This is a genomic window from Halococcus agarilyticus (assembly GCF_000334895.1).
In the GTDB taxonomy this organism is placed as follows: Archaea; Halobacteriota; Halobacteria; order Halobacteriales; family Halococcaceae; genus Halococcus; species Halococcus agarilyticus.
Genome location: NZ_BAFM01000009.1, coordinates 1 through 23,200, shown reverse-complemented (window position 1 = coordinate 23,200; position 23,200 = coordinate 1). Strand labels below are relative to the sequence as shown.

The 23,200-nt window shown below is 65.8% G+C and carries 22 protein-coding genes; 8 read left to right on the top strand and 14 right to left on the bottom strand.

From position 1 onward, the window contains the following. Nucleotides 1–168 precede the first annotated feature (168 nt). Nucleotides 169–1,260: an aminopeptidase gene (locus TX76_RS08560; RefSeq protein ID WP_049901594.1), complete on the bottom strand. Its 1,092-nt coding sequence runs from the start codon at nucleotides 1,258–1,260 to the stop codon at nucleotides 169–171. A gap of 128 nt (nucleotides 1,261–1,388) precedes the next feature. On the opposite strand from TX76_RS08560, the gene TX76_RS08555 reads away from it, so the two are divergent. Together TX76_RS08555 and TX76_RS08550 are read left to right on the top strand one after the other, a co-directional pair. After that, nucleotides 1,389–1,757, top strand: a complete 369-nt coding sequence (locus tag TX76_RS08555) for a DUF5783 family protein (RefSeq protein ID WP_049901592.1) — start codon at nucleotides 1,389–1,391, stop codon at nucleotides 1,755–1,757. Between the two features lie 31 nt (nucleotides 1,758–1,788). Further along, on the top strand, nucleotides 1,789–2,157 hold the full coding sequence (locus tag TX76_RS08550; protein ID WP_049901590.1) for an iron-sulfur cluster biogenesis protein NfuA: 369 nt from the start codon (nucleotides 1,789–1,791) through the stop codon (nucleotides 2,155–2,157). Nucleotides 2,158–2,252: 95 nt separating this feature from the next. Here the strand turns inward: TX76_RS08550 and TX76_RS08545 are convergent, their stop codons facing one another. Beyond that, nucleotides 2,253–3,965: a cation:proton antiporter gene (locus TX76_RS08545; protein ID WP_049901588.1), complete on the bottom strand. Its 1,713-nt coding sequence runs from the start codon at nucleotides 3,963–3,965 to the stop codon at nucleotides 2,253–2,255. 166 nt (nucleotides 3,966–4,131) lie between these two features. On the opposite strand from TX76_RS08545, the gene TX76_RS08540 reads away from it, so the two are divergent. After that, nucleotides 4,132–5,595 carry a sulfatase-like hydrolase/transferase gene (locus tag TX76_RS08540; RefSeq protein ID WP_049901586.1) on the top strand — a complete coding sequence of 488 codons (1,464 nt, stop codon included), beginning with the start codon at nucleotides 4,132–4,134 and terminating at the stop codon, nucleotides 5,593–5,595. Between the two features lie 21 nt (nucleotides 5,596–5,616). On the opposite strand, the gene TX76_RS08535 is transcribed toward TX76_RS08540, so the two are convergent. The 11 genes from TX76_RS08535 to hisH all read right to left on the bottom strand — a co-directional run bounded on the left by TX76_RS08535 (nucleotide 5,617) and on the right by hisH (nucleotide 17,490). Then, complete coding sequence (locus TX76_RS08535; protein ID WP_049901584.1) at nucleotides 5,617–6,495, bottom strand: ketopantoate reductase family protein; 879 nt, start codon at nucleotides 6,493–6,495, stop codon at nucleotides 5,617–5,619. Between the two features lie 9 nt (nucleotides 6,496–6,504). After that, a complete protein-coding gene (locus TX76_RS08530) occupies nucleotides 6,505–6,798 on the bottom strand; it encodes a DUF7130 family rubredoxin-like protein (protein ID WP_049901581.1) in 294 nt (97 codons plus the stop codon). 130 nt (nucleotides 6,799–6,928) lie between these two features. Beyond that, entirely contained in the window at nucleotides 6,929–7,357 is a 429-nt protein-coding gene (locus TX76_RS17575) for a hypothetical protein (RefSeq protein ID WP_154019042.1), read from the bottom strand. A 121-nt stretch (nucleotides 7,358–7,478) separates the two neighbouring features. Then, nucleotides 7,479–11,021 (bottom strand): DNA polymerase II large subunit, encoded by a 3,543-nt coding sequence (locus TX76_RS08525; protein ID WP_049901579.1) that lies wholly within the window; start codon nucleotides 11,019–11,021, stop codon nucleotides 7,479–7,481. After that, nucleotides 11,021–11,443 (bottom strand): PPC domain-containing DNA-binding protein, encoded by a 423-nt coding sequence (locus tag TX76_RS08520; RefSeq protein ID WP_049901576.1) that lies wholly within the window; start codon nucleotides 11,441–11,443, stop codon nucleotides 11,021–11,023. Before TX76_RS08520 ends, TX76_RS08525 begins: the two co-directional genes overlap by 1 nt. 109 nt (nucleotides 11,444–11,552) lie before the next feature. Then, nucleotides 11,553–11,774, bottom strand: a complete 222-nt coding sequence (locus TX76_RS08515; protein WP_049901574.1) for a helix-turn-helix transcriptional regulator — start codon at nucleotides 11,772–11,774, stop codon at nucleotides 11,553–11,555. Then, entirely contained in the window at nucleotides 11,771–12,190 is a 420-nt protein-coding gene (locus TX76_RS08510) for a hypothetical protein (protein ID WP_049901572.1), read from the bottom strand. Before TX76_RS08510 ends, TX76_RS08515 begins: the two co-directional genes overlap by 4 nt. A 149-nt stretch (nucleotides 12,191–12,339) precedes the next feature. Then, complete coding sequence (locus TX76_RS08505) at nucleotides 12,340–14,499, bottom strand: ATP-dependent DNA helicase (protein ID WP_049901570.1); 2,160 nt, start codon at nucleotides 14,497–14,499, stop codon at nucleotides 12,340–12,342. Between the two features lie 84 nt (nucleotides 14,500–14,583). Beyond that, entirely contained in the window at nucleotides 14,584–15,528 is a 945-nt protein-coding gene (locus TX76_RS08500; protein WP_049901567.1) for a cation diffusion facilitator family transporter, read from the bottom strand. A gap of 262 nt (nucleotides 15,529–15,790) precedes the next feature. Beyond that, nucleotides 15,791–16,738 carry a cation diffusion facilitator family transporter gene (locus tag TX76_RS08495; protein ID WP_049901861.1) on the bottom strand — a complete coding sequence of 316 codons (948 nt, stop codon included), beginning with the start codon at nucleotides 16,736–16,738 and terminating at the stop codon, nucleotides 15,791–15,793. Nucleotides 16,739–16,833: 95 nt separating this feature from the next. Further along, nucleotides 16,834–17,490 carry an imidazole glycerol phosphate synthase subunit HisH gene (gene hisH, locus TX76_RS08490; RefSeq protein WP_049901566.1) on the bottom strand — a complete coding sequence of 219 codons (657 nt, stop codon included), beginning with the start codon at nucleotides 17,488–17,490 and terminating at the stop codon, nucleotides 16,834–16,836. A 109-nt stretch (nucleotides 17,491–17,599) separates the two neighbouring features. Here hisH and bioB point away from each other — a divergent pair, with 109 nt between their 5' ends. From bioB to bioD, 4 genes are read left to right on the top strand one after another with little or no spacing between them, the layout of a single operon-like run. Next, complete coding sequence (gene bioB / locus TX76_RS08485; protein WP_049901564.1) at nucleotides 17,600–18,715, top strand: biotin synthase BioB; 1,116 nt, start codon at nucleotides 17,600–17,602, stop codon at nucleotides 18,713–18,715. A 23-nt stretch (nucleotides 18,716–18,738) separates the two neighbouring features. Then, nucleotides 18,739–19,830 carry a saccharopine dehydrogenase family protein gene (locus tag TX76_RS08480; RefSeq protein ID WP_049901562.1) on the top strand — a complete coding sequence of 364 codons (1,092 nt, stop codon included), beginning with the start codon at nucleotides 18,739–18,741 and terminating at the stop codon, nucleotides 19,828–19,830. Further along, nucleotides 19,830–21,092 (top strand): aminotransferase class I/II-fold pyridoxal phosphate-dependent enzyme, encoded by a 1,263-nt coding sequence (locus TX76_RS08475; protein WP_049901560.1) that lies wholly within the window; start codon nucleotides 19,830–19,832, stop codon nucleotides 21,090–21,092. The genes TX76_RS08480 and TX76_RS08475 overlap by 1 nt, the downstream gene beginning before the upstream one ends. Continuing rightward, nucleotides 21,085–21,771: a dethiobiotin synthase gene (gene bioD, locus TX76_RS08470; protein WP_049901558.1), complete on the top strand. Its 687-nt coding sequence runs from the start codon at nucleotides 21,085–21,087 to the stop codon at nucleotides 21,769–21,771. Before TX76_RS08475 ends, bioD begins: the two co-directional genes overlap by 8 nt. Before the next feature lie 9 nt (nucleotides 21,772–21,780). On the opposite strand, the gene TX76_RS08465 is transcribed toward bioD, so the two are convergent. Beyond that, complete coding sequence (locus TX76_RS08465) at nucleotides 21,781–22,371, bottom strand: uracil-DNA glycosylase (RefSeq protein WP_049901858.1); 591 nt, start codon at nucleotides 22,369–22,371, stop codon at nucleotides 21,781–21,783. 84 nt (nucleotides 22,372–22,455) lie between these two features. On the opposite strand from TX76_RS08465, the gene TX76_RS08460 reads away from it, so the two are divergent. Further along, complete coding sequence (locus TX76_RS08460) at nucleotides 22,456–22,959, top strand: hypothetical protein (protein ID WP_049901556.1); 504 nt, start codon at nucleotides 22,456–22,458, stop codon at nucleotides 22,957–22,959. Nucleotides 22,960–23,200 lie beyond the last annotated feature (241 nt).

The following is a 23,200-nucleotide window of genomic DNA, read 5'->3' as shown; positions in this document are numbered from 1 at the left end:
GCCGGATAACGATTTCCAGAACATCGCTTCTGTTTTTTGGTTGTCGATTTTGGTGTCGGTCGCCGGATCCTCGAAACCGTCCTCGAAGCGGAACGTACCAGTCGCACCTTTTTGCTCGCCCTCGCTCCGCTCGGGCCTCGCAAAAATCTGCGCCAAAAACGACGGGCGCTACGTCTCGAAACCGTCCTCGAAGCGGAACGTACCGTTGCGCTGGATCACCTCGCCGTCGATCTCGATCCGGGAGTCTTCGGCCATGTCCACGATCATGTCGACGTGCTGGGCGCTCTCGTTTTTCTCGGCGTCCTCGGGGACGCACTCGCCGATGGCGTCCCCGACAGCCATGTGAACGGTGTCGCCCATCTTCTCGTCGAACAGCATGTTGTACGTGAACCGGTCGATGTCGCGGTTCATCCCGATGCCGAGCTCGCCGAGCCGGCGCGCGCCCTCGTCCGTGTCGAGGATCGCGGTGAGCAGTTCCTCGTTTTGCTCGGCGCTGTGCTCGACCACCTCGCCGTCCTCGAACCGGAGGAAGGCGTCCTCGATCTCCCGGCCGCTCCGGAGGAGGGGCTTGTCGAAGAGGACCTCGCCATCGACCGAGTCGGGCACGGGGGCGGTGAACACCTCGCCACCGGGCATGTTCATCTCGCCATCGTCGTTGATGGCGTCCATCCCGTCGACCGACATCGTGACGTCGGTTGTGTCGCCGCTCACGATGCGGACCTCGCTCGCGGGATCGAGGAGGTCGACGAGCTGTGCCTGGTGCTCGCGCTGTTCGTCCCAGTCCTTGTTCACCGCACGGTAGACGAACGCCTCGTATCCTTCAGTACTCATCTCGGCCTTCTGGGCGTTGCCCGCGGTGGGGTGCTGGGTGATGACCCACTGGGTGTCGAGGCGCTCCTTCAGGATGGGCTCGCGGGCCCGGCCCCGCGCCGCGCTCATCTCGGGGGCGACGTCGCTGGTCTCGGCGGTGTTTCGCGACCCGCCGATCATGAACACGATATCGGTTGCTTTCATCTCGGCGAGCGTGTGATCGGCGGTGCGGTACTCCTCGGGATCCATCGCCCTCGCGTACGCCCGCCCGGCCCGTGCGCTGCCCCAGTGGAGGGCGGGTCGCGCGCCGCGCTCGCCGAGGCGTTCGTAGAGCGCGACCACGAGGTCCTCGGCGGCCGGCGGGGCACGGACGAGAACGTTGTCGTCGGCGGTCACATCACAGCAGTGTTCGACGAGGACGTCGGCGTGGTCGCTGACGCGCGGATCCATACCGATCGTTCAGTCACGGGCCACAAACCGATTGCGGAACGGCAGGCGTCGGCGTGAGTCGTCGAACGCGCTTCCGACCCAGCGCACCGATCGTCCCGCTTTAGTCCGTCCCGCCCGACGGGCCGATCATGACCGAGTTCAGCCCCGCGAAGTTCGAGGACAAGTACGAGCACTACTTCCCCGAACTCCAGACGGCCTACCGGAACGCCTTCGAGGCGATGGGCGAGCGCTACGACTCCGAACTGATCCACGCCATCGACCAGCAGATCCTGAACGAGAGCGAACCGTTCTACGACGAAGCCGACGAGAGCGGCGAAGACGACGGACATAGTGAGGAAGGGTTCAGGATCGAACTCCCCGACGATCCTGCCGAGCGCGTCACCGGCGTGGTGGTCGACGACGAGAAACTGGAGGGCGTTCTCGCGGAGTACGTCGACACGCTCGAAGCCGAACTCGCGGCGGTGTTCGGGCTCGACGAGGGCGGACCAAAGGCCTAAGAAGAGGGACGCCCTACCGACGAGTACGATCATGAGCACGGAAACCCAGGGGAGCGACGACGACCTGCGCGAGGAGATCTCGAACTTCCTGCGCCGGAACTTCCCTCAGATCCAGATGCACGGCGGGAGCGCCGCGATCCAGGACCTCGACCGCGAGTCGGGCGAGGTCACCGTCCAGCTCGGCGGTGCCTGCTCGGGCTGTGGCATCTCGCCGATGACGATCCAGGCGATTAAGAGCCGGATGGTCAAGGAGATCCCCGAGATCGAACAGGTTCACGCCAACACCGGGATGGACGGCGGCGGCGCGGGCGACGCCGGCTTCGGCGGCGGCGGGATGAGCCCCTCCTTCCCCGGCGAGGGCGGCGGTGACGACGACGAAGGGCCGCAGGCCCCGTTCTGAAAGGCGCGAGCAGCGTCTCACGGTCGGTGGTGGCGGTTTTGCGCCCGTTTTCCTGACGCCCGAGAGCCATCCACAGCCAGAAACGCGCCGTTCGATTAGTCGTCCGCGCCCTCGCGTCGTGGTTCGGTGTCGAGCCCGAACTCGTTCGCCTGGGTGCGCCAGAACTCCTCGTACTCCTCCTCACCCTCGTCGACGGTGCTCTCGCCGTCGTTGACCCGATCGAGCTTGAGATCGACCTCTTCGAGCAGCCGATCGCCGACGTCGTCGGCGATGACGCCGTCGCGCATCGCGTCCTGGATCGCCCCCTTCTCGCGCTGGAGCAGCCGGCGCTCGCCGACCAGCAGCTCCTCGCGCCGGAGCTCGGGGTTGTCCTGCATGAGCCGGGAGATCGCCTCGTGGAGGTCCTCCTGCTCGCGTTCGTACTCCGCGGTGAAATCCTCGTAGACGTTGCTCGGGATGTCGCCATGCTGGCGGAGCTCTTCGGCGGCCTCGAGCGCGGCGCCGGTGGCGCGTTCCCGGCCGGTGAGGAGTTCGTAGAGGCGCTTGTCGTCCGACTGGGTCACGATGTCGAGCCGATCGAGCAGCTGGGCCATCGAGAGCCCCTGGACCACGAGACTGAACGCGGCGACCCCGAACACCATCGCGTTGAGCTGAGCGCGTTGGGCGAACTCCGCCGGGAGACCGAGCACGAGCGCGATCGGGATCGAGCCGTGGAGCCCGCCCCAGAGCATCACGTGCTGGTAGTTGCGGGGGACCTCACGGGTCACGAACCGATTGGCGATCGCGGTGAGCGGGTAGACCGCGATGGCGCGTGCGAGGAGGACGAGCGGGATCGCGATCAGGATCGGGCCGGCGTAGGTGACGAGGCTCTGGACGGGCGTGGTCGCACCGATCGCGACGAAGATGAAGGTGTTGACGATGAACGCAGCCGTCTCGAGCGTGTTGAACACCGAGAGCTTGGTCTGGGGACTCATCGCGTACTCCGCCCCACGGTTGCCGATGAACAGCCCCGCCACCACCGTCGCGATTACACCCGAGACGTGGAAGTAGTGTTCGGCCAGCAGGAAGCTCCCGTAGGTGAGAATGAGGGTGAGCACGATCTCGGTCATGTGTTCGTCGAGGTTCGCCATCACCCGGTAGACGGCGTATCCGGCGACGAGACCGACGACCATCCCGCCGACGCTCGAAATCCCGATGTCGATCGCCGTCGAGCCGATTCGCGATGGTGTCAGCAGCTCTGCAGCGGGCGTGCCGGACTGCTGGGACTCCTCGGCGAGCGCCAATAGAGCCGTGAAGACGACGACGCCGACGCCGTCGTTCAGCAGGCTCTCGCCCTCGACCAGCGTCGCGAGGCGTTCGGGCGCCCCGAGCTCCTTGAACAGCGCGAGCACGCTTACCGGGTCGGTCGGGAGGATCATCGCGGCGAACAACAGCGAGAGCAGGATCGAGAACCCGAACGCGAACTGCCCGACGAACCCGAGCGCGAGCACCGATATCACGAGCCCGGGGACGGCCATCGCGAGGATCGGAACGAGGTTCGCCCGGAACGAGTCGATCTCGGTCGTCGCCGCGCCCTCGAACAGTAGCGGCGGGAGGAGCACCAGGAGAATGAGGTCGTGTGAGAGCTCGAAGGGGAACAGATCGACCCCGATGACGGTCTGAATGACGGAGATCCCGAACCCGGCGATCAGCAGCGCGATCGTATAGGGGAACCGACCGACCTTCGCGACGAAGATGCCGACGCCCGCGGCGATCATGAACACCACGAGCAGATCGATCTCGGTCGCCGCGACCGTCTGTGCCAACATACCCATCGATACTCAACAGGGCGTGTTAAGCCCCGTGTTTGCGGGTGCCGCGTCGTCCTCGGGAGAGAGGATCGGCAGGTAGTTGACACGGTGACACCGCTCGCGCTCATCCGATGACGGCGCGCGAACGGCGTGTATTTATGCGCGGGGACGGCGACGGGTATGTATGAGCGATCGCGCGTCGAACCGGAACGTCCTGTTCGTCGTCATGGACACAGTCCGAAAGGACCACCTCTCCTGCTATGGCTACGACCGCGAGACGACGCCCGGGCTCGAACGGTTCGCGGCGGAGGCCGCCGTCTTCGAGGAGGCGGTCGCGCCCGCGCCGTGGACCCTCCCCGTCCACGCCTCGATGTTCACGGGGCTGTATCCGGGCGATCACGGCGCGACCCAGGAGAACCCGTATCTCGAGGACGCCACCACGCTCGCCGAGTCGCTCTCCCCGACCCACGCGAGCGCGTGTTACTCCTCGAACGCGTGGATCACCCCCTACACCCACCTCACCGACGGGTTCAGTAGTCAAGACAACTTCTTCGAGGTGATGCCCGGCGAGTTCCTCTCGGGACCGCTCGCGCGGGCGTGGAAGACGATGAACGACAGCGAGCGCCTCCGGCAGGTCGCGGACTGGCTCGTCGGCGTCGGCAACGCGATCCACGAACACCTCGCGAGCGGCGGCGGCGCGGACTCGAAGACGCCCGCGGTGATCGATCGCACCATCGAGTTCATCGACGGGACCGACGAGCCGTACTTTTCGTTCATCAATCTGATGGACGCCCACCTTCCCTACCACCCGCCAGACGAACACCGCGAGGAGTTCGCGCCCGGCGTCGATTCGACTGCTGTGTGCCAGAACTCGAAGGAGTACAACGCCGGCGCACGCGACATCGACGACGACGAGTGGGAGGCGATCCGGGGACTGTACGATGCCGAGATTCACCACGTCGACGACCAGCTCGGCCGGCTGTTCCGCTGGATGCGGGCGAACGGCGAGTGGGAGGACACCCTCGTGATCGTCTGTGCGGACCACGGCGAGCTTCACGGCGAACACGACCTCTACGGCCACGAGTTCGGCGTGTACGACCCGATCGTGAACGTCCCGTTGATGGTCAAACACCCCGATCTCGACCCGGGCCGGTACGACGAGCAGGTCGAACTCGTCGACTGCTATCACACCGTGCTCGATCACGCCGGCGTCGACGGGCGGGGCGTCCCACTCGATCCCGAGCGGTCGCTGCTCGGTGAGGGGTTCCGCGACGAGCCGAACGCGTTCGTGGAGTACTACCGGCCGGTAGTCGAACTCAACCAGCTCGAAGGAAAGGCGAGCGATGCGGGGATCGACCTCCCGAAGGATTCACGATACTACTCCCGCATGCGGGCGGCCCGCCGACCCGCGGGCAAGTACATCCACAACGAGCGGATCACCGACGAGGCCTACCGGCTCGACGAGGACCCCGGCGAGACCGAGAACGTGCTCGGGGCCGACGATCCCGTGATCGAGGCGCTCGAAACCGCCCTCCGTGAGTTCGAGACCGACCGCGAGGCGTGGACCGACGTCGAGGACGACGCGGTGCTCTCGGGGATGGGCGACGACGCGAAACAGCGCCTCGAAGACCTCGGTTACATCGAGTGAACAGGAGAGAGGCGAGCGGAGTTACCGATCGCCGGCTTCCCACGCGCCGACCAGGCCGGCAAGCGTCCGGTTCACCGGAACGGGACCACTGGCGCGGTCGACGACGGCCCCGCTGATCGCGTCGATCTCCGTTCGCCGGCCCGCACGCACGTCCTGCAGCATCGAGGAGGTGTTCTCGGCCGTGGTCTCGACGACAGCTTCGAGCGCCGCGACGGCTTCGTCATCTCCGAGATCGATCCCCTGCTCGCGCGCGACGCGAGCGGTCTCGCGGGCGGCTTCGCGAGCGATGCCGGAGAGTGTATCGTCGCGGAGTGCACCGTTTTCGACCCGGGCGAGCGCGGTCGTGGGGTTGATGCCCGCGTTGATCGCGAGTTTCTTCCAGAGCCGTCGAGGCATGTCGTCGGCGACGACCGTCTCGATGCCCGCCACTCGGAGCGCGCGGCCGACCCGCTCGGCACGGGCCGAGTTGCCGCCGTCGGGTGCGCCGAGCGCGATCTCGCCGATCCCGGTGCACTCGACGTGACCCGGTTCGACGAACCGCGCGCCGTAGGTACAGGTGCCCGCGAGAACCCCGTCGAGGTGCGTGGCGAGAGCTTCCTCATTGCCGAGGCCGTTCTGGAGCGAGCAGACGGCGTCGAGATCACGGTCGGCGAGCGTGCGGCCGGCGTCAGCCGTATCGAACGCCTTGACAGTCACCAGCGCGAGGTCGGCAGACGGAGGCGGATCGGTTCGTGCGGCCGGATGAACGGCGAGATCGAACGCACCGCCGACGTGAAGGCCCGCCTCGCGGACTGTCTGGATGTGGGGATCGCGCCCGACGAGGGTTACGCGGTGCTCGCGAGCGCACAGGCCGCCGACGAGACTGCCGAGGCTCCCGGCACCGAAGACGACGATCTCCATTCGGTGGGGCTAGTCCTCGGTCCAGTAGTAGAGGTACTCCTTCGGCGCGTCGCAGTTCGGGCAGGCGTCGGGGATGTCGTCGGCGAGTTCGCCCATCTCGCCGCAGTCGCTACACCGCCACATCAGCTCCGCCTCGCCGAGCGCGTGGCCCGCGCGCTCGTGTTCGACCGAGAGCGACGCGACGCCCTCGCGAGTCGTGACGAAGAAGCCGTCCGTGTCGAACCCGCGGACGGTGCCGAGTTCTTCCCCTTCTTCGGTGTAGACGGTCGCCCCGACCGCGACGTCGGGAGGTTCCTGGCTCATGGCGGTGGTTCGCGTCGCGTGAATATAAGTTCCACCGAGTGTTCCATATAGAGTGAGACCAACCATGGTCGACAGCGCTCGTCAAACACGAACGAAAGTATGGATACATCAGCTCGTCATCGAGTAGGCACTAACCTTTTTTCGTCTCATTAACCGGCGACATGGAGAATGTGATCTCCTTGTCCGTCTGGATTCCAATATCGAAATCGAAGGTGGCCCCTTCTGGGAGATTGGAGAGGGTCGTTTTCTTCCAATAACCATTCATGTCACGTCGGGCATATAGCGTGTCCTGTCGATCGTTGTCTCCCCATGTGTTCTTCAGAGATACAAGCGTACCTTCCCTTTCTACGGGTTTTAGGTGGTGTGAAGACCAGTGAGTTGGTTCGTTGTTCTCCTGAACCAGGACATGAAGAGTGTGTGGTTTGGTGTCGTAATTAATGGCATTGATGTCGCCGAGTTTTGCTCTCCCAGACGAACTGAACGGCAAGTTGGAGGTGCAACCTGATGCCAGGGGGACCGAGAGCGCTATTGCGCTTCTAAGATACTGGCGACGGTCCATCTCAGATCATCATAAGACACCGGCTTGGTTTCAAGATACTGTCTGCTGCCGGTCGGTCAGAGCAGTTGCAACACGGCCATGTCTAAAACCATGCTGTGTGGCTCGAATCCGGCGGGAGTTGTTACATGAAATCGGCAATTCCTGACTGTTTGTTTTTATCGTTCTCGAACACGCTTTCGAGGGTGCGATCGAGCACTTCGAGGCGCTGTTTGGTGTAGTCGCGGGTGCCGTACTCCTCGGCGACCCGGGTGGCGGTGTCGATGTACTTCTCCACCGAGCCCTCGTGCACGGTCAAGTTCACGCCGCCGCCACACTCGCGGCACTCGCCCGTGAGCGGCATCCGGCGGTACTTGGTGCCGCAGTCGAGACATCGCGTCTCCTGGCGCGAGAAGGCTCTGAGGTTGCCGATGAGGTCGGGGAGGAAGTGGTACTCGATGATGCGTTCGGCCACGTCGGTCTCGTCCACAGCGCGGAGCTTCCTGGCGAGTTCGAGCTGAGCGTCCATCTTCTCGGTCATCGCGCCGAGCGTTTTGTACGCCGACAAGGAGGGGCCGAGCGCGAGATTTGACGTGTCGTGGGTGTGGCGGAAGCCGGAATACTCGTCCTCGGTCCCGACGCTTTCCTCGGCGATCTCGATGTCCACGCTCCCCGGATCGGCCATGTCGAGGGTCGCCTCGTAGAACTCCTTCGGGTAGGACTCGACGACGTCCATGTTGTGGGCCTCGTCGTCGATCTCGGCGGGATCGATCCGCGAGGACATCACCAGCGGAGCGTCCATCCGCCCGCCCCGCTTGTCCGGGAGGTACTCCTTCGAGAAGTTCAACAGCCCATCCATCAAAAGCATCACACAGTCTTCATCTCCATCACAATTACGGCGTTTCGAGGCGTGAAAGTACGGATGAGCGTATCCGACGGCGGCACTCGTGAAGCCCACAACCCGCCCAACGACCGCCGCCGAGGTGTGAGGAGCCATCCCGAAGACGAGCTCGCCCACGAGGTCGTCACGGTCGTCGAAGTCGTAGAAGGTATCGAGACCGTAGTACCGTTCGAGGAGGTCGTCGACGAAATCCGCCGTCCGGAGGAGGTGCTCGGCCGCACCGTTCGAGAGCACGATGTCCTGAACCCGGAGCTCGACCAACTGATCGGCGTGGCGGAGCGGCTCGCCGTCGATGTCCTCGTGGTAGCCGAGCTCGCGGAACTGATCGACCGAGACGTCGAGTTCGGCGGGACGGACGCTCGTGACGGGCAGATCGGTCATGTCGTACCTGACCGTGCCATCCTTGAACGACGAGACGCCGTGTTTCGCGCGCAGGACGCCTTTCTCCATCGGTTCGGGCGTCTTGAGCTTCGAGGTCAACCCCTTCACGCCTTTCACCATGTCGAAGGCGCTCTCGCGCTCGCCGACCGCGTCGAGCGCGTCGTGGAACTCCTCGCGGATGTCGATCGTGCGCCACTCGGTCGGGGTGGCCTCGCTGCCGCAGCGCGGGCACTCGGCCCGCCCCGACTCGTCAGGTTCGACCGCGATCTCGCAGTCACGACACTCGTAGCGTGGCTCGGTGACGCCGCCGCAGTCTGGGCACCGCGTCTCGTAGCTCCGTTCGCCGCACTCTGTGCACTCACGTCGGCCGACCTGGACCGGGACGACACCGCGCTCCCCGACGTCGTCGTGGACGTGCTCGGCGGCCTCGCTCACGTCGCGCTGGTTGCCGCCGGCCTCGCCGATCGGGAACAGGGTGTGGACCGCCGGCGAGAGTTCGCGCTGTTCGGATTTTTCCGGCCTCCCCATCCGGCCGCCGATCCGGGTGGGAGCGCGCTCGCGGAGGGCGAACGGCGCGACCTCGCGGGCCGCCTTCATCGCGTTCGGCCACGCGCGTGCGTCCGTCGAAAGAGACCTCCACGTCCGATCGCAGTTCTCGTCGAACCCGAGCGATCGGACGAGCGCCCGGAATTCGGCGATTCGGAGCGCGTCCGCGGCCTGGTTGTGCGGAACGAGCAACGCTTCGAGCGCGTCACGGACCTCGGGAGCGGGTTCGAGCGCCAGCTCGCCCTCGACGAGTTCGCCCGCCGCGACCGCGTCGGCGAGCGTTTCGAACGACTCGACCGAGAGATCGTGCCAGCAGTAGGTGTACTCGGGATGGAGCGGCGCATCGTATTCGATCGCCCACTCGATCGCTTCCTCGGGAGTGGGGTGTTCGAGGTCGGTCCGCGTCGAGTCCGCGAGTGCCTGGACGTTCGCATCGGTGGCGTCGAACTCCTGAACCCACCACTCGTGGGTGTACGAGGCGGGCGCGAGCGGGTGGTTGTTCTCGACGAACTCCCCGTAGTTGACGAGGTACTCGCCGAGATCGAGGATCGCCTCGACCCCGTTTCTGAGTTCGAGCGCCGTCTCTGGGTCGTCGATCCGGCGGACATCGCCGTTCGCCAGTCTCACAGTTGGCCCCTCGATCGAGTCGACAGGAACGACGCCGGCGGCCTTGCCCGGACGCTCGGTCTTCAACTGCGTGCCGGTCGCGAGGAAGTCGTCGACGAGATGCATCGTCGCCGGATGGACCCCCGCGGTCGCGAAGCCGTGGTTGCGCGCGCGGCCGTACCGCAGTCGGAACCCACCGGCCTCGCTCGGGTGGCCGAACACCGGCCGGCCGGCGATCAGGTCCCGAAGGAACTTCGTCGAGGGCTCGGGCCTGAGCGGGCCGTCGGGTTCTGAATCCTCGTCGGCAGCCGACTCCGGTTCGTCGCCGGTTTCGTCGCTGTCATCAGCTCCATCGGTCTCGCTTTCGGCGTCGTCAGCATCCGAGTCGTCGGCGTCGTCGCCATCGTCGGTCTTCCCGACGGTGCCGGCGATCAGGTCGTCGAGCCACGGCCAGTCGACCTCGTCGAGGTCGGTGGTGTAGCGCTCGATCTTGGGTGCTTTCTGGGCGATCCCCTCGGCGAGCACGAGACACATCCCGCCGCGAGGGTTGTTCGTCCCCACGCGTTCGAGGTCGCGAAAGCCCGAGACTTCCTCTTGGCCGGTGGCCTCGCCGTCGAGCATCACCGGTGAGTTTCGGGCGATGAACTTCGTCTCGGCGTCCTTCGGAGAGTACTGGAGGCCAGTTTCGGCGTCGTAGAGGTCGACCTCCTCAGCGTAGCGCTCGACCTCCTCCTCGCGGGCCTCGTATTCGGCGAGACCGAGCAGCGCGCGGGTGTAGTCCGCGACGAGCACCGAGAGTGCCTGAGCGGTCCCACCGGCCGAGCGGATCGGTCCGGCGTAGAACACCCGGACGAACTCGGTGCCATCGGGATTTGTGGCGAGTTCGACCCGGTCGATCCCCTCGATCGGCGCGGCGACCACGCCCTCGGTGAGGAGCGCGACCGCGGTCCGGACCGCACCCTCGATCTTCCCGGCATCGGTCTCGTAGTCGCCGACACGACCCTCGGCGAAGTCCGCAGCGAGTTCGAGGGCGGCCTCCTCCCGGCTCATCTCGCCTTCGAGTTCGCGGACGCGGTCGGCGACGCCCTCGATCCCGAGGATGTTCTCCACCCGGTCGGCCATGTCCTTCGCCACCGGGATCTCGATTTCAGGGGTGGGATCGCCGCCCTTCTCGCGTGCGGTCTCGGCGACCGCGAACGCCTCGTCGAGCTGGGATTCGAGCCGCTCGAAGTAGCGTTCGTCGTCGGCGTTCATCAAAACGGCCAGAGATCGAGGTCAGTCGTCGGATCGTGCTCGCGTTCGAGGTGGGCGTCGAACTCGCGGAGGTATATTTCGCCGGCGAACACCGTTCCAGCGTTCAGGTGGCCCGCGACCGTCGAGCCGTCCTCGCGCGAGCAGACTGCATGAGTATGGGCGAAGCGCTCGCCGTCGAGCCACGAGACGTTGCCGACGCAGGCCGCGACTTCGAGCGGTTCGTCGAATTCGATCGCGTCGTACTCTTTCTCATCTTGGTCGTAGAAGTAGAGTTCGGCGTCCTGTACTGCACCGAGCCCGAAGAAAAAGCCCGCGTCCACGCCGGCGTCGGCAGCGAGCGCCTCGATCTCGCTTCGCCAGTCCGCACCGGTATCGAGCCGGGCGACGAACTCGCGACCGGCGTCGAGTGCTTGGTAGTCCATAGTCACGCGGTCGCGCGGCGGCGACAAAAGTGTTCAGTTCGTCGCAGTGCGGGTGGGGTCCGTCGTTGTGCTGTGGCAGATGGACCACGACCGACGGATCCACGAGTGGTCATCCATCGCGTTCAGCCCCCGTTCCGTTCAGTTCCGGTTCGAACAGATCTTCGATGCGACAGTCGAAGTGGGCGGCGAGTTTGAATGCCAGTTCGATCGACGGGTCGTAGCGATCACGTTCGATGGCGTTGATGGTCTGACGGGTGACGTCGACCGCCGCCGCGAGGTCGGCCTGACTCGACCCGTCGATCTCCCGCCGCTGCCGGAGATCGTTCTTCACGATCGGTACCGAACCCAGAGAAAGGCGGCCGCGAACGTGGCGAACACTGCCATGTACCCGTACAGGAAACCTTGGATCACCGGCGCTACCGTGTACTCGGAGACCCTCGGCAACACCCGCATGAGCGACGCGCCGGCGACCAACACGAAGGCCGACGCGTACAGTGCGAGTTGGCTCGCCCGGCGTTCGATAGCGGCGTCACGTTCGTCGAACAACGTCGTCGACGTTCCGCGCCAAACGGCGACGGCCCCGACGATCCCGAGCCAGTACACACCCTCGCCCACGAGCGGATACTCGAGGAACCTGAGCGCGAGGCTCCCCACGACGCCGGCGAGGATGGATCCCCACAGCAGACGGCGATACGTGTCTCGTTTGGCGAGTCGGTTCGACCCGGACGATATCGCGGTTCGTGTCATGGTTGGTGTGTAAAGCAAACGTTCCGTAAAGCTTGCTTTACAGTAAAGCATCTTTTACACGCATACTTAAAACTGTCGGTGCTACCGGAACGGATCGAATGGCTTGCGGCCGAGAGCGCAGGATTATGCGACGATCGAGACGCTATCGATCAGGGCGTCGGCGGGTCACCGTCGTAGGCGTCGTGGTCAGTGTAGAAGTTCAACATCGCGTATTTGAGCTTCTCCGGCGCGACATCGAGGAGTTCGGCGCGTTCCTCGGTGGGAAAGGTCTCGCGGACGCTGTACTTGCCCATTTCCTCGTGGCCGCGCTGGGTGTAGCGGGCGTCGAGCAGCGCGCGGACGCCGATCTCCTCGGGCGAGCGCAGCACCCGACCGAGCGCCTGGCGCGTCTTCCGGATCGTGGGGATCTCGACGGCGTACTGCCACCCGTCGTCGAACGCGGCGTCATAGGCGTCTTCGACCGCTTCGAGCCGATCGTCGAGGTGGGGGTAGGGCACCCCGACCACGAGCACGGTGTGGGCGTCGTCGCCGTCGAAGCTCACGCCCTCGGTGAGCGTGCCCCATAGCGAGGTGAACAGCGCGCCGTTGCCGTCCGCCGCGAACCGCTCGCGCAGCGACTCGACCGACTCGCCCGGTTCGTCGAGATACGTCGTCGCCGCCGTGTCGGGAGCAACTCGGTCGTGATAGCGCTCGGCCTCGGCGTAACTCGGGAAAAAGAGGAGGCTGTTGCCTGGCGTGAAGCGGATCGCGTCGCCCACCGTGCTGGCGACGGACTCCTGGACCGCGGGATCGTCGCGCTCGCTCGCGAACAGCGCTGGCGTGTCGACAGCGAACGTTCGGCGGTTCGCTTCGGGAAAGGTCAGGCCGTACGCCATCGTTCCCGGATCGTCGAGGCCGAGCACGTCTTCGAGGACGCCGAACGGGCGGAGCGTCGCGCTCATCAACACGCTCGCGTGGAGGCTCGAAAAGAGCGGCTCGGTCACGTCGCGCGGGATCGACGCGAACGACTCCGCGCGACCGTAGACGCCCTCCGGGCCCTCTCGCACCGAAACCACGGGATGGCGACCGTCCGAACTCCCATCGGCGAGCCACGACTCGACGAACCGCATCGTCTGAAGCGTCTGGCACTCCTTTCGAACCTGGGTCTCGCCGTTGCGGTACGCCCGGTCGTACTCCCGGTCGAGCGCCGCCCCGAGCGCGAGGCCGGTCTCCACGTCGGCGTCGATCCCCTGACCGGTGTAGACGTCGAGAAAGGCGAGCGTGAGATCGTCGCGACCCTCGGGGTTGGCGATCGCGAGGTCCTCCCAGTCCTCGCCGATCCGCTCGCGCTCGCCGAATTCCAACTGTTCGTCGTAGGTCGTGACGAGCGCGCGCCGGAACGCCTCGACGACGTTTTTCGCCTGGTCCGCTCGTGGATCGCCCGCGTCGTCGAGCTCAGCGAGCGCGCTGTCGAGTGTGGTCTCGGTCAGTGTGCGAGTCGCGTGCTCGCGCGCCGCGCTCTCGACGTTGTGGGCCTCGTCGAACACGGCGATGACGTCCTCGGGATCGCGGCCGAGCCACCGGAAGAACTGTTCGCGGATGGTGGGGTCGAGCAGGTGGTGATAGTTGCAGACCACGAGATCCATCGCCTCCATCCCCTCCTTGAGGAGTTCGTACCCGCAAAGCGACTCCTGCTCGGCGTACTCGTAGATCTCCTCGGGAGTTCTGACATCGCTCGCGAGCCACGCGTAGAAGGCGTCGGTGTCGGCGGTGAGGTTGTTGTAGTAGTGCTCGCAGATCGATTCCCCGCGGAGGTCGTCGACCTCGCTCTCGACGCTCTCCAGTTCGTCCATCACCGCGCTTCGGGCCTCGGCGGCGTCGCCGTCGCCCGCCTGGCTCGCCGTGAGGAGGTCGTCTTCACGGGATTCGAGCTCCGCGAGGTCCTCTTCGGCGTCGACGAGGTCTTTCGTACTATCGCGGAGCACCTGGCACTCCTCGTAGTCAACGTCGATGTGACACATCGCGGCCTTGCCCTTGAATACCGTCGCCTTGAGTGGTTCGTGGTCGTTGATCGCGCGGGCGTCCGCGACGAACTGGCGCATCTGCTGGTGGACGTTCGTGGTGATGACCACCGTCTTGTCGTTCTCGCGGGCGAATTCGAGGGCGGGCACCAGCGCCGAGAGGGTCTTGCCCGTGCCGCAGGCTCCCTCGAAGAGGACGTCGCGTTCGTCGCCGAGCGCGTCGTGGATGCGTTCGATCGCCGCGGCCTGATTCTCGTAGGGAGCGTCGTACGGAAAGAAACGCAGCGAGGGAGACGGATCGACGGCCACAGTACCCAGTACTGGAGCGGGTTCGGTCAAAAGGGTTCGTGTGGCGCGGCGGAAGTGGTCGAAGGCGGCGTTCGCGATCCCCGATCAGACCTCGGGTTCGATGTAGACCTTCCGGATCTGCGGTTGCGTTTCCATCAGCGCGTTCTCGATCTCGGAGATGTAGTCGTCGATGTCCTCGGTTTCGAGGCCCGCGTCGAGCGCGACATCGGCAGTCACGAGGAGCTGCTCGGGGCCGAAGTAGACGGTCCGGAAGTCGACGATTTCTTCGACGCCATCCCAGCCAGCGACCACCTCGCGGAGTTTGCGTTCCTCGTCGGCCGGCAGGCTCTCGCCGAGCAGCAGACGCTTGTTCTCCCACGCGAGCGCGATCGCAAACCCCATCAGCATGAGGCCGATCAGGAGTGCAGCCACCGCGTCGTAGAGCGGGTTGCCGGTGTATCGGCTGAGAAACACCCCGAACAGCGCGATCCCCGCACCCGCCATGGCGATCGTGTCCTCGGTCAGCGCGGTCAGCGTGGTCACGTCGCTGGTCTTCCGGAAGGCCTCGCGGTACCCGCTCCAGCCGTGTTCGTCGATCTGGCGGCTCATTTCGTCGTTGGCCTTCTTGAGCGCGTAGCTCTCGAAGACGATCGCGCCGACGAGCACCACGTAGTTGACCCAAACGCCGGGAAAGGAGCCGATTACGGGGAGCGACGCCTGGCCGACCTCCGCGGCGTGGGGGTTCACGATGGCGTTGTAGCCGTGTTTCGCGCTCTCCCAGCCCGCGATCCCGAAGAGGAGGACGCTCACGAGGAAGCTGTAGAAGAACTGTGCCTTCCCGTAGCCAAAGGGATGGTCACGGCTGGCCTCCTTGCCGCCGTACCGGATCCCGATGAGGAGGAAGATCTGATTGCCCGTATCGGAGATCGAGTGGTAGGTCTCCGAGAGCATCGCCGCGCTTCCGGTGAGGAGAAAGCCAGCGAACTTGAGAATCGCGATCGCGCCGTTGGCGATCAGGGCGGCGATCACGACGGACCTGTTTCCAGCCATACTCCGTCCGTGGAAGCGAACCCGCAAAGGTTCTTCTGCATACGAAGCGACTCGAAGTCCAAGACGGCGATCGGTCGATCGACGGCGTGAGTCGCTCAGTCGACGGAGTTCCGCAAAATCTACGGTTCGGTCTCGTCGCCTTTCTCGGGACGGAGCTGCGTGCCGAAGACGATCCCGAACTCGTCGGCCCTAGTGGCTGGTGTTAGAGCGGGTTCAGTCGAAAGGGGGTCGTATCCCACGACGGAAGTGGTTCTAAACGGGATTACGCCTCGGGTTCGATGTACGTGTTGCGCACCTGGGGCTCGGCCTCCCTGATCGCCTTCTTGATGGCGGTGATCCGGTCGTCGATCTCGCCGGTGTCGAACCCGGATTCGAAGGTGACGTCGGCAGTCACGATGATCTCCTCGGGGCCAAAGTAGACCGACCGGAAGTCGACTACTCCACTCACGCCGTCGTGGTCGGCGATCACGTCGCGCAGGCGGCGCTCCTCGTCGGCCGGGAGGCTCTCGCCGAGCAGCAGGCGCTTGTTCTGCCACGCGAGCGCAGCCGCAAAGCCCATCAGCAGCAGCCCGATCACGAAGGCGGCGATCCCGTCGTAGAGCACGTTGCCCGTCTGCTCGGTCAGGTAGATACCGGCCATTCCGATCGCCGCCGCCGCGAGCGCGAGCGAGTCCTCGATCAGTGCCGTCAGCGTGGTCACGTCGCTGGTCTTCCGGAACGCCTCGCGGAGTCCGCTCCAGTCGTGTTCGTCGATCTGGGCCTGCATCCCGGCGTAGGCCTTCTTGAGCGCCCACAGTTCGAAGACGATCGCGAGCGACAGAACGATGTAGCTGATCACCGCACCCGAGAGCGTCACGCCGATCACCGGGAGCGTGGCGTTGCTGACGTGAAAGGTGCTCTCGCCGGTGATCGCTCCGTAGCCCTTCCGTACGCTCGCGATCCCCGCGACGCCGAACAGCAGCACCGACACGAGGAAGCTGTAGAAGAACTGTGACTTGCCGTAGCCGAAGGGATGGGTGCGGTCGGCGCTCCGTTTCGAGTAGCGGATGCCGATGAGGAGAAAGATCTGATTGCCCGTATCCGAAACCGACTGGTAGGTCTCGGATAGCATCGCCGCGCTCCCGGTGAGGAGGAACCCGATGAACTTCATGACGGCGATCGCGCCGTTGGCGATGAGGGCGGCCATCACGACGGATCTGCTCTCTGCCATACTCCGCCCGTCGATGCGCATTCGCAAAGGTTCTTCTGCATGCGAGGGAGTTCGGAACCCCTGAGCAGCGGCCGCGGATCGATGGCGTGGATCGCTCAGTCGGCACAGAGATCGACGAAGTTCCGCAGGATCCGCAGCCCGGTCTCGCCGCTCTTCTCGGGGTGGAACTGCGTGCCGAAGACGGTCCCGGAGTCGTCGGCCACGACGGACGGGAAGTCGACGCCGTACTCCGTGCGGGCGACGACCGCGTTTCCGTCGTCGGGCTCGGCGTAGTAGGAGTGGACGAAGTAGGCGTACTCCCCATCTACTCCCTCGACGAGCGGGTGATCGCGCTCGACCGTGAGCTCGTTCCAGCCCATGTGAGGGACTTTCCGATCGCCGGTAAAGCGGACGTTCCGGCCGGGGATCAGATCGAGTCCCTCGACGTCGCCCTCGCCAGCGCGTTCGGCCTCCTCGCTCGTCGTGAGGAGCATCTGCATCCCGAGACAGATGCCGAACACCGGCGTCCCCGCGTCGGCGGCGTCGAGCAGCGCCTCGCGGTAGGGGCCGGCGTTCTCGACGCCCTCGCGGAACGCGCCGACGCCAGGCAGCACGATCCCGTCCGCCGCGTCGAACGCGGCAGGGTCGTCGGTGATCTCGACTGTGGCCCCCGCGCGTTCGAGGCCGCGGGTCGCACTCCGGAGGTTGCCGAGACCGTAGTCGACCACGACCACTGACGCCGCCGCGGTACGCTGGGTCTGCGCTTCGCTCATGTCGTTTCGTACCACGGGACGGGCTAAGTCGCTTTCTCTCGGCGATGTCGCCTCATGGATTCGGCCGTCGCCCGCAAGGACTATGATCCCGTCAACTGTTGACTTCTCTGTGGTTTACGAGACTGGAAACGCGACGATCGACGGCGCGGTGGGGCGCGTGCTCGACGGCGAGCGCCTCGACCGGACGGACGGCCTCGCGCTCCTCGCTCAGCCGGTCGAGGAGCTCGCGACGGCCGCCGATTTCGTCCGAGCGGCGTTCGGCGACGGCACGGTCGACGCGTGCTCGATCGTGAACGCGAAGGCGGGCGACTGTGCCGAGGACTGTGGGTTCTGTGCGCAGTCAGTCCACTTCGACACGGGAATCGACACCTACGGCTTCCTCGACCCCCAAGAGATCCTCGCGGCTGCGAAGCGTGCCGAACGCGACGGCGCACAGCGCTTCGGGATCGTGGTCGCGGAGAAGGGTGTCTCGAAGGAGCGCCGCCCCGAGGAGTGGGCAGAGGTCATCGAGGCCATTCGGCTCGTGCGCGACGAGACCGATGTCGAGGCCGACGCCTCGCTCGGCCTCCTCACCGAAGAGGAGGCCGCGATCCTCGTCGAAGAGGGGCTGAACCACTACAATCACAACATCGAGACCTCCCGGCGATACTTCGACGAGATCGTCTCCACGCACGACTTCGAGGACCGGCTGCACACCCTGCGGGTCGCCAAGGAGGCCGGGATGGACCTCTGTGCCGGCGTGATCCTCGGGATGGGCGAGACGCCCGCGGATCGAGTCGAGGCCGCGATCGAGTTGCAGGAGATCGGGGTGTCCTCGCTACCGGTGAACGTCCTGAACCCGGTCGAAGGCACGCCGCTCGGCGACGCCGACCACGCCGCCATCTCGACGGCGGAGTTGATCGAGACGATCGCGGTCTACCGGTTGCTCCACCCCGAGGCACGAGTCAGATTGACCGGCGGACGCGAGGTCAACCTCCGGGACGACGAGCAACACCTGCCCTTCGAGGCGGGTGCGGACGGCGTGCTCACTGGCGATTACCTCACGACTTCCGGCCAGTCACCCGGTGCGGACATCGAGACGATCGAGCGCGCCGGTCTGGAGCCGAACATGGAGACGAACGAGTTCGATCCGGCAGCGGTGAAAGCGCGCGGACGGGACGACCCGTCGGACCCGCCGATCGAGACGGCGGCGGGGACGGCCACGAGCAACGCGAGTGACGACTGACGATGGCGGACGGAGACACCACTATGGACGACATCAGCTTCGCAGTACTCGGCACGGGCGGGATCGGGCGGCGAGCACTCGAAGTCTCGCAGGCCAAGCAGGGGCTGACGCCCGTGGCGGCGTGTGATCGCCACGGCATCGCGGTCGATCACGAGGGTCTCGACGTGGACGAACTCCTCGCCGCGACGGAAGGGAACGTGGCGAGCGCGGCCGACCGACGGGAGGCCGCGGACGGGCGAGCGGCGACCGACGGGAGCCGCGAGCCGCGGGCGGATGGCGGCGGGGCGGTCAAACAGCACGGCGAGCAGGCGGGCGTGGTCGCGTCGGCGCAAGCCCGACCCACAGAGACGCCCATCGAGGACACCATCGCCGCGAGCGACGCGGTGGATGCGGTACTGATCGCGCTGCCGAGCTTAGAACACGACTTCATCCCCGAGGTTGCAGCGGAGTTCGCCGATGCGGACTACGAGGGCGTGCTCGTCGATGTCCTGAAGCGCTCGCGGGTGATCGGGCTGTTGGACGAGCGCGCCGACGTCTTCGAGGAGTCGGGAATCACGTTCGTCTGCGGTGCGGGCGCGACGCCAGGCTTCCTGACCGGTGCGGCGGCGCTCGCCGCACAGTCGTTCGTCGAGGTCGAGGCAGTCGACATCCACTGGGGCGTCGGGCTGAAGTCGGGCTACGAGGACAATCGCGGGACCGTTCGGGAGGACATCGCGCACCTGCCTGGCTTCGACATCGAGAGCGCGCGCGACCTCTCGGACGACGAAATCGAGGCGATCGTGGACGAGCACGACGGCGTCATCGAGTTCGAGGACATGGAACACGCCGACGACGTGTTGCTGGAGCGGGCGGGCATCTGTGATGCCGAAGACGTGACCGTCGGTGGGGTGCTCGACGTGCGCAACGACGAGAAACCCACGACCACGACCGTCGACGTGACTGGCCGGACGTTCGACGGCGAGCGCGCGACCAACACCTTCGAATTGGGCGACGAGACCAGTATGGCGGCGAACGTCAACGGCCCCGCGCTCGGCTACCTGAAGGCGGGCGTGCGGCGCAATCGTGCGGGCGAGTACGGCGTGTTCGGCCCCGCCGACCTGATGCCAGGCTTCTGATGGCAGAACGCGACGCGAGCCGGACGGAGCTCGTCGAGGGCGGCCACGAGGATTCGGGACACAGCTTCGCCCTCCGAGAGCGCCTCAAGGCACGCGAACAACGGGGCCTGCGGCGCGATCTCGCGCCGATCGAGCGGGTCGCGGCGCGGGCTCGCGTGGTCGCCGATCCAGATGATGGAATCCCGAACTTCGAGGGCGAAGACCAGGTGATCCTGGCGTCGAACAACTACCTCGGATTGGCGGACGACGAGCGAGTCCAGCGGGCGGCCGCGACGGCGGCCGAGGAGGTCGGCACCGGCGCGGGCGCGAGCCGGCTCGTCACCGGCAATACACCGATCCACCGCGCGCTCGAACGCGACCTCGCCCGGACGAAGGATACCGAGCGCGCGTTGGTCTTCTCGTCGGGCTACGCCGCCAACGTCGGTACGATCGCCGCGCTCGCCCCCGACGTGATCTTCTCCGACGAGCTGAACCACGCGAGCATCGTGGACGGCTGTCGGCTCGCACGCGCGGAGACGGTGGTCTACGATCACGCGGACGCCGAAGCGCTCGCCGCGGCGATGGCGGAACGGCGCGAGCAGGCGGACGCGGGCGAATCGTGGCTCGTCGTGACCGACTCGGTGTTCAGCATGGACGGTGATGTCGCCCCGCTCGCGGCGATCTGCGACGTCGCCGAGCGCCACGGCGCGTGGGTGATGGCGGACGAGGCTCACGCTACCGGACTCTACGCCGATGGCGCGGGAATCGTCGGGCGCGAGGAACTCGGAGATCGAGTGCAGGTCCAGATGGGGACGCTCTCGAAGGCGCTGGCGAGTCAGGGCGGGTACGTCGCCGGAAACGAGGCGCTCGTCGAACACCTCGCGAACGCCGCGCGCTCGTTCGTGTTCTCGACCGGACTCGCGCCGCCGGCGGCGGGTGCGGCACGCGAGGCACTCGCCGTTGCTCGTGAGGGCGATCGTCGCGAACGACTCTGGACGGTCGTCGAGCGCCTTCGCGAGGGACTCGAAGGGATGGGATATCGCGTGCTCGGCGAGACTCAGATCCTCCCGGTGCTCGTCGGCGATCGTGCCGATGCGGTGGCACTTGGGGAAGCGCTCACCGACCGCGGGATCGTCGCGCCCGCGATCCGGCCGCCGACGGTGCCCGAGGGAACGAGTCGGATCCGGGTCGCGCCGATGGCGACCCACACCGACGCCGAGATCGATCGGTGCCTGGCGGCGTTCCACGAAGCAGGGCGTGCCGTGGGAGTGCTCGATGAGTGAAACACACGGCGGGGACGCGTTCGCGGTCGTCGGGACCGATACGAGCGTCGGAAAGACGGTCGTGACCGCCGGGCTCGTCGCCTGGCTCCGCGAGGAGGGTATCGATGCTCGTGCGGTCAAGCCGGTCCAGACCGGCTATCCGCCGGACGACGATGCGGGGTTCGTTGCCGAAGCGTGTAGGGCCGGCGATGCTGCGACCTGCATCGAACGGCTCGAACCGCCGCTCGCGCCGCGCGTCGCCGCCGAGCGGGTCGGGACGGAGCTCTCGTATGTGACGATCCGTGAGGGATGCGAGCGGGCGCTCGCCGCGAGCGAAGTCGGGGTGCTCGAAGGCGTCGGCGGGGTTCGGGTGCCGCTCGCCGGCGATCGGGAAGTGATCGATCTCGTCGCCGATCTCGAACTCCCTGCGGTGGTGGTCGCCCGCTCCGGGCTCGGCACACTGAATCACACCGCGCTCACGGTCGAGGGGCTCGCGGCGCACGGCGTCGAAACGCACGCCGTCGTTCTGAACGAGTACACGAGCGAGACCGTCGCCGAGCGGACGAATCAAGCGGAACTCGAACGGATGACCGACGTGCCGGTCCACACGCTGTCGTCGTTCGATCTCACGACTCCCGAGGACGTTGCCAGCGGGGTTCGCGACGGACTTCCCGCGGACGTGTTCCCCGTGACTCGATGAGAGGGTGAATCAGAACCCGTCGAGGCGCGACTGGCCGCTCCCGTCGCCCTCGGCCACGCCGGCGACCTCGGCGGCCGTCGCGATCGCCGTCTCGAAGGTCTCCTGCTGGCTCCCATCGTACAGCGTGGCCGCGGGGTGGACACAGATCAGGACGCGGTGGGCGGTGCCGTCGAGTCGCGCGTCCTCGATGGTGCCCGCCTCCTTCGTGACCGCGGCATCCCGTTCGAGGAGGTGTTCGGTGGGGACCTTCCCGAGCGTGACCACGAGCTCGGGGTCCACAGTGTCGATCTCACGTTCGAGGTACTCCCGACAGTTCGTGAGTTCCTCTTTGTGAGGATCGCGGTTGTCCGGCGGGCGACACCGGACGCAGTTGGTGATCCTGACGGCGTCGCGTGCGAGGCCGTGCTCGCGGAGCGCCTCGTCGAGAACGGTTCCGCTCCGGCCGACGAACGGCTCGCCGCCGTCGTCCTCGTGTTCGCCCGGTGCCTCGCCCACGAACAGCAGGTCCGCGTCGTCGGGCCCCGTCCCGTTGACGATCCGGCTGCGTGACTCACAGAGTTCGGGGCAGCGCTCGCACTCGATCACCTCCAGTCCCTCCATTCGGCCCGTGTCGTCGCTCACACGCCGGTTTCGCTGGCGGTCGTCTTAACCGTCCGGCTTCGGGGCGGCTCGACACAGCGGTCGGTGCTCGAGGTCCCCGATTACCAGCCCGAGCATGATCGCTACCCCCGCCCGCCGAAGGCTATCGAGCGCTGCGTCGAAGCCGACACACTCCGCGATGTTCTCGATCACTGGGACGGCCGCGGAACCCGCTCACCTGCCCAACTCACCGACGATCTCGACGATCTTGACCACCGGATCGATACCACCGACGATCGCCTCACGAACCGAATTGACGCTATACAGACCAAACAGTACCGACACCTCCGACACCACGCTCTTGCCGACCGCCGCCGTGCTCACTTCACTACACGTGCTCTCTATCTCTCACTCGGCGCTCTCGCCGCCTCGGTCATCATCCTTCTCGTTCTCGCTCTTCGCGCTCCGCACCTTCTCACAACCATTCTCCTCGCCGCTGTCCTCGCTGTCCTCACTGTCGCTCTCCTCGCAGGTGCTTCAATTTACGTGCTCGCTCGCCGCTCCCGGTCGCTCACCGATCGCGACGACCACCGAACCACCACAGACTAACCACCACGCTCAGAGCACCCGATCATAGATATTCCGGCGGTGTCGAGGTAGTCTCCCAATAACGATGGATAGTACATCGAACAAACCTCAACCAAACGGTATAGTGGATTCTATCTCCGGAAGAATTTTGTCCAGCAGCAGTAATTAACATGGTACAAAACAATGGTCAAAAACAACCGTTCGAACTTCGGAAGACGGTTGAGCGGTCTCTCGTACATTATCCTTAGTCTATTGGCAATAT

Coding starts and splice junctions, on each gene's coding strand:
- TX76_RS08535 (WP_049901584.1), bottom strand. CDS start 6,495: ATGGAGATCGTCGTCTTCGGTGCCGGGAGCCTCGGCAGTCTCGTCGGC.
- bioD (WP_049901558.1), top strand. CDS start 21,085: ATGAGTGAAACACACGGCGGGGACGCGTTCGCGGTCGTCGGGACCGAT.
- TX76_RS08475 (WP_049901560.1), top strand. CDS start 19,830: ATGGCAGAACGCGACGCGAGCCGGACGGAGCTCGTCGAGGGCGGCCAC.
- TX76_RS17575 (WP_154019042.1), bottom strand. CDS start 7,357: ATGGACCGTCGCCAGTATCTTAGAAGCGCAATAGCGCTCTCGGTCCCC.
- TX76_RS08495 (WP_049901861.1), bottom strand. CDS start 16,738: ATGGCAGAGAGCAGATCCGTCGTGATGGCCGCCCTCATCGCCAACGGC.
- TX76_RS08550 (WP_049901590.1), top strand. CDS start 1,789: ATGAGCACGGAAACCCAGGGGAGCGACGACGACCTGCGCGAGGAGATC.
- TX76_RS08560 (WP_049901594.1), bottom strand. CDS start 1,260: ATGGATCCGCGCGTCAGCGACCACGCCGACGTCCTCGTCGAACACTGC.
- TX76_RS08525 (WP_049901579.1), bottom strand. CDS start 11,021: ATGAACGCCGACGACGAACGCTACTTCGAGCGGCTCGAATCCCAGCTC.
- TX76_RS08530 (WP_049901581.1), bottom strand. CDS start 6,798: ATGAGCCAGGAACCTCCCGACGTCGCGGTCGGGGCGACCGTCTACACC.
- TX76_RS08540 (WP_049901586.1), top strand. CDS start 4,132: ATGAGCGATCGCGCGTCGAACCGGAACGTCCTGTTCGTCGTCATGGAC.
- TX76_RS08510 (WP_049901572.1), bottom strand. CDS start 12,190: ATGACACGAACCGCGATATCGTCCGGGTCGAACCGACTCGCCAAACGA.
- TX76_RS08500 (WP_049901567.1), bottom strand. CDS start 15,528: ATGGCTGGAAACAGGTCCGTCGTGATCGCCGCCCTGATCGCCAACGGC.
- hisH (WP_049901566.1), bottom strand. CDS start 17,490: ATGAGCGAAGCGCAGACCCAGCGTACCGCGGCGGCGTCAGTGGTCGTG.
- TX76_RS08465 (WP_049901858.1), bottom strand. CDS start 22,371: ATGGAGGGACTGGAGGTGATCGAGTGCGAGCGCTGCCCCGAACTCTGT.
- TX76_RS08555 (WP_049901592.1), top strand. CDS start 1,389: ATGACCGAGTTCAGCCCCGCGAAGTTCGAGGACAAGTACGAGCACTAC.
- TX76_RS08545 (WP_049901588.1), bottom strand. CDS start 3,965: ATGTTGGCACAGACGGTCGCGGCGACCGAGATCGATCTGCTCGTGGTG.
- TX76_RS08480 (WP_049901562.1), top strand. CDS start 18,739: ATGGACGACATCAGCTTCGCAGTACTCGGCACGGGCGGGATCGGGCGG.
- TX76_RS08520 (WP_049901576.1), bottom strand. CDS start 11,443: ATGGACTACCAAGCACTCGACGCCGGTCGCGAGTTCGTCGCCCGGCTC.